This window comes from Mycolicibacterium arseniciresistens (genome assembly GCF_030519285.1).
GTDB lineage: Bacteria > Actinomycetota > Actinomycetes > Mycobacteriales > Mycobacteriaceae > Mycobacterium > Mycobacterium arseniciresistens.
The window spans coordinates 1-4,987 of the sequence record NZ_JAUMSQ010000200.1 but is presented as its reverse complement, the minus strand read 5'-3'; the positions used below and the strand labels follow the sequence as shown (position 1 = coordinate 4,987).

The following is a 4,987-nucleotide window of genomic DNA, read 5'->3' as shown; positions in this document are numbered from 1 at the left end:
GAGGCGCGCCCGTGAGCACCGCCGGGTGAACGCCGTGCTGGCGGGCGCACCGCTCGCGGCGCTGTGGGGGCCGAATCCGGTGCCGCGGGCCGGCGGCCGGTGCCTGGACGTAGTGCGGCTGCTCCGCATCACCACGGGTTCGCCGGTCGTGGAGGCCACGTCGATCCGGTGTCAGGGGGTGCTGGACGCGTTCCGGGGCCGCACGTCCGCGGGCCGCCACCTGATCGAGTCCGCGAGACGCTCACTCACCGAACTCGGTATGCGTCACGCGTTGCTCGAGGTCGACCAGTTCGCGGGCATCGTCGAATTGGTGGCCGGCGAGCCCGCCTCGGCTGAGGTTTGTCTGCGGCGGGCCTACCAAGGATTTCGGCGCATGGGCCTGGAGGCGGACACCGCAGAGACGGCGGCGCTGTTGGCGAAGGCATGCCTCGCGCTCGACCGCGAGGCCGAAGCCGACGAATTGTGCTCAGAGAGCGAGCGTCTCGCCGGCCACGCGCTGAAGGCGTCGATCTCCTGGCGGACGGTACGTGCGCAGCTGTGCTCGCGCGGTGGTGACCATGACGCCGCGCGGCGAATCGCCGAGGAGGCGGTGGCGATCGCCGAGCGCACCGACGCCCTGGTAGATCACGGCGACGCGTGCCTCGCACTGGCGACGGTGCTCGCCGCCGCAGGTGATGCCGCCCAGGCGCGAGCCGCCGCTGAGCGCGCCGCCGGCCTGTACGAGCTCAAAGGCGCTGCGGCACTGGTCGCGAACGCGCGCGAGCTCGTCGGCGTGGACGTGTCGGCGTCGGTCCTGGCGCTGTCGTCGGAGTGCACCGCCGAGGAGTCGGACAATCGGTGCGTGCGAGCGTTACGAAGATTGGAAGATGCGCACGACCGCAAAGACTGGGATGGGTTCGGGCGGGTGTACGCACCGGACGTCATCGTCGAGATCCGAAGGAAGATCATCGGCTTCACGCAGGAGGATCTCCCGTCGAGCGACTGGCCAGGGCAGGTGAGGCGATTCCTCGAAGTCGACGGTTCGTACCGGCTTCGGGGAGTGATTGCGACACGAGGTGAGCATTTGGCTCTCGTCCGACTCGAGTGCAGAACCACCGACACCAGCCCCGGGGCGCCGCTGGACGAGTCGCTCCTTCTCGCAGGGCTTGACGAAGAAGAGCGGATTGCGCTGCAGGTGTCGTTCGACGTCGAAGACATGGACGCTGCATTGGCCGAACTGGATGCACAGCATGCGCGTTCGGCGACAGTACGCCGGCGGCCGCAGCCAGGAAACGCGGCAAGTCGCGCCGGAGAACGGATCATTGCACTCTTTGCCGGCGAGCGGTGGGATGACCTCGCCGACGTGTTCGCCGCCGACCTGTGCGTCGAGGACCGGCGGCGAGGATTGCGCCGCGAGAGCAACGACCCCACCACCGAGGTCGACAATCTTCGTCAACTCGCAGAGCTGGGTGTCACCCAGATCGCGATGACCCCATACGCGCTGCGGGGTGAGTGTCTCTGCCTCAGCGAGGTGACGTTCCGCGGCGACGACGTTCGCACGGGGTCCTTCGCCACCGAAACCCTTGCGGTGAACGAAGTTGACGGAGGCGGGAAGATCATCGCAATGGTCGCGTTCGATCCGGACGACATCGACGCCGCATTCGCCGAACTCGAGGCCCGCTATCTCGCCGGCGAGGCGGCGGAGCACGCGCGGGTGTGGTCGCGCACTGTCGACGCGTATGCGGCGTTCAATCGGCGGGAATTGGCCGCTATGTCTCCGGACTGCGTCAGTATCGACCACCGCCGTGGAGCCGCGTTCGAGCAAGGTGAGATGCCGGCGTATCTAGTTGCGGCGTGGGATGACTCGCCGGGAACGAGGATCCGGATCGACGAGGTGCACCGGCTGAGTGACTCCGGGGTGGTGGTGACGCACTCTTCGACGGGAACGTCGCGCGACGGCTTCGAGGCCGAATGGCGTGACGTCAACCTGATGACGATGGACGGCGGGCTGATCGACCGCAGTGAGCTGTTCAATGAAAGCGACCTCGACGTCGCGCTCGCCCGGTTTGACGAACTAAGCCGTCCTGCAACGGCACTGGAGAACTCGGCGAGCCGGGCGTACGAGCGACTGAAGGCGTACTTCGGGACTCGTGACTGGAGTGCGATCGGCACGATGTTCGCCGACAGAATCACCAATGACGATCGCCGGCACGCCGCAAACGCCGGGATCCAACAGGGCCGAAATGCGATCATCGCCGAGATCTCGAGCATCGCCGACGTCGGGATCGACACGTGGACCTCACGGGTCGTCGCGACCCGCGGCAAGCACCTGGTTCTCAATTGGGCCCGGGCATCAATCGACGAGCGCTCCGACGCATTCCACATCGATGTCCTCGACATCATCCAGACGGATGTGGACGACCGAATCATTGCCCGGATCGTCTTCGACGAAGGTGACATCGACGCCGCCTACGAAGAACTCGATGCGCGCTATTTCGCCGGCGAAGCGGCGCCACATGCGAACTCGTGGTCGGTGGTTTCCGGTGGATTCGCCTCCCTCAACAGGCGCGAAGTTCCGGCGAGGGCCCCGGATTGGACGATGGTGGACCACCGCAAGGTGACGATGTTCGCGCCCGGCGACCTCTTGGATGACATGTCGGCAATGTGGGACCTCGCTGTGAAAGCCAGGTGGTATATCGAGACCGTGCATCGGCTGAGTGGCCTCGGGGCGGTCGTCACGTATACGGGAAGTGTCACGACGAACGATGGCTTCGACGCCGAGTGGCGCGCTGTCGACCTGCTGACCGTCAGCGGCGGCATGCTCGGCCAGACCGAGCTCTACGACGAGTCAGACCTCGACGCCGCACTCGCCCGGTTCGACGAACTGAGTCGGCCGGCATCGCATCTGGAGAACGCGGCGAGCCGGGCGTACCAGCGCTTCAACTCGTGCTACCTCGCTGGCGACTGGGAGGCGCTGTTCTCGACCATGACCGACGACTTCGTCGCGGACGACCGTCGCCGGCTCGTGGGGTGGGGAAGGCAGGCGGGTCGCGAGGCTGTGATCGACCACGCGCGGGTGACCGCCGAGATCGGCGTCATGAACGCGGCATCGACGATCGTCGCGACCCGCGGCCAGCGCCTCGCTCTCATGCGCGCCCGCTTCTGGGGCAGCGACGACCGGCCTGGAGCATTCGAGTCCGAACTCCTCCATCTGGTCGAGATCGGTGCCAGAGACAAGATCACCGGGTTCGTCGCCTTCGACATCGACGACATCAGCGCTGCTCACGAAGAACTCGACGCGCGTTATCTCGCCGGCGAAGCAGCGCCCCACGCGAAGACCTACTCGGCCATCGTAGGAGCCTTCGCTGCGGTCAACCGACACGAACTTCCCGTGACGGCACGGGATTTGGTGAGCATCGATCACCGGCGGCCGATCGCGTTCGCGCCCCGAGATTTGATGTCGTATCTGCAGGCGACGCTGAACGACACACCCGACATCCGGATCAGGATCGACGCCGTTCATCGCCTGAACAGCGTCGGCGCGGTCATCACCCACGTCTGGCACAACACGTCGCAGCAGGGCTTCGACGCGGAATGGCGGGTGATCGGTCTGTCGACGCTGGACGGCGACCTGATCGATCGATGCGAGCTGTTCGACGATTCGGATCTCGACGCCGCGCTCGCCCGGTTCGACGAGCTCAGCCGACCGGCAGCCCAACTGGAGAACGCGGCGACACGCACGCGGTTGCGGGTGACGGATGCCTACAACCGGCGAGATGTGGACGGCTGCCTGGCGTTCGCGCAAGGACGCTATGAAGACCACCGCAGAGGGTTGCGCGACGAGGGCGCCGCGGACCGCGATTACGCGCTTGCGTTGCTGTCCGAGACACCCGCGAGCTGGGACTTGATGGTCGAGCCGGTAGCCGTCCGAGGGGATCGCCTGGCGCTGACTCGGGAAATGGCCCGCGACTTGGAACAGCCCGGTGCGCCGATCACCGTGGAGTTCTTGACGCTGACCGAGATCTCTGCCGACGAGACGATTTCCTACACCGCGTTCTTCGACCTCGACGACATCGGTGCCGCTTACGACGAACTCGACGCGCGTTATCTCGCCGGCGAAGCCGCATCCCACGCGAACACGTGGTCTGCGATCGTGAAGGCCAACGCGGCGTTCAACTCTCGTGAGATGCCTCCGACGACCCCGGACTGGATCAATGTCGACCATCGTCGGGGCGGGATGGCCTTCGCGCCCGGCGACCAGTCGGCGTACATCCGCGCCACGTGGGACGTCGCGCCCCACGTCACCAACCGCGTCGTGGTCGTACACCGGTTGAGCGGCCGTGGAGCGGCTTTCACGCAGCTCGTCTCGGCAACGTCTCACGACGGATTCAACGGCGAGTGGCGGGACGCCGTCATCCTGACCGTCGACGGCGACATGCTCGACCGCTGTGAGGCGTTCGACGAGGCGGACCTGGACACCGCGCTGGCCCGGTTCGACGAGCTGAACGCCTCAGCGGCGGGTGGCCGCCAGAACGCCGCGACGCGCGTCCGAACTCGGGTGGCCGACGCATTCAACAGCCGCGACAGGGCCACCTTCCTCGGCCTGGCCGCCCCGGACGGACGTTACGAGGACCGGAGAAAGGGATTGCGGGACGAGGCGACCAGCGAAGGACTGGCCAAGGTTGCGCACACGCTGTTCGACGTCGTGCCCGTCGATTGGCGGTTGGAGGTGAAACCTCTCATCCTCCGAGGACCCCGCCTGGGGCTGACTCATGACACCTACCGAACGACAGAGGAAGGGTCGACGATCACCGCCGAGCACCTGACCCTCACCGAGATCGGCGACGACGGATTGGTGCGACTGACCATACTGTTCGATATCGACGAAATCGACCTCGCCACTATAGAACTCGATGCTCTTCACTCAGCCGGGGAGGCTGCTTCCTCCCCGGGCGCAGTGTAATCCACCAAGGCGCGCCGGCGCCCGACTCAGGCGGCTGCCGGTGGT

1 protein-coding gene is annotated in these 4,987 nt (G+C 66.3%); it reads left to right on the top strand.

Going from position 1 to position 4,987, the window contains the following annotated elements; translation table 11 throughout:
- The first annotated feature begins 25 nt into the window (after nt 1-25).
- Nucleotides 26-4,942: an ATP-binding protein gene (locus tag Q2100_RS21600; protein WP_302915710.1), complete on the top strand. Its 4,917-nt coding sequence runs from the start codon at nt 26-28 to the stop codon at nt 4,940-4,942.
- Nucleotides 4,943-4,987 lie beyond the last annotated feature (45 nt).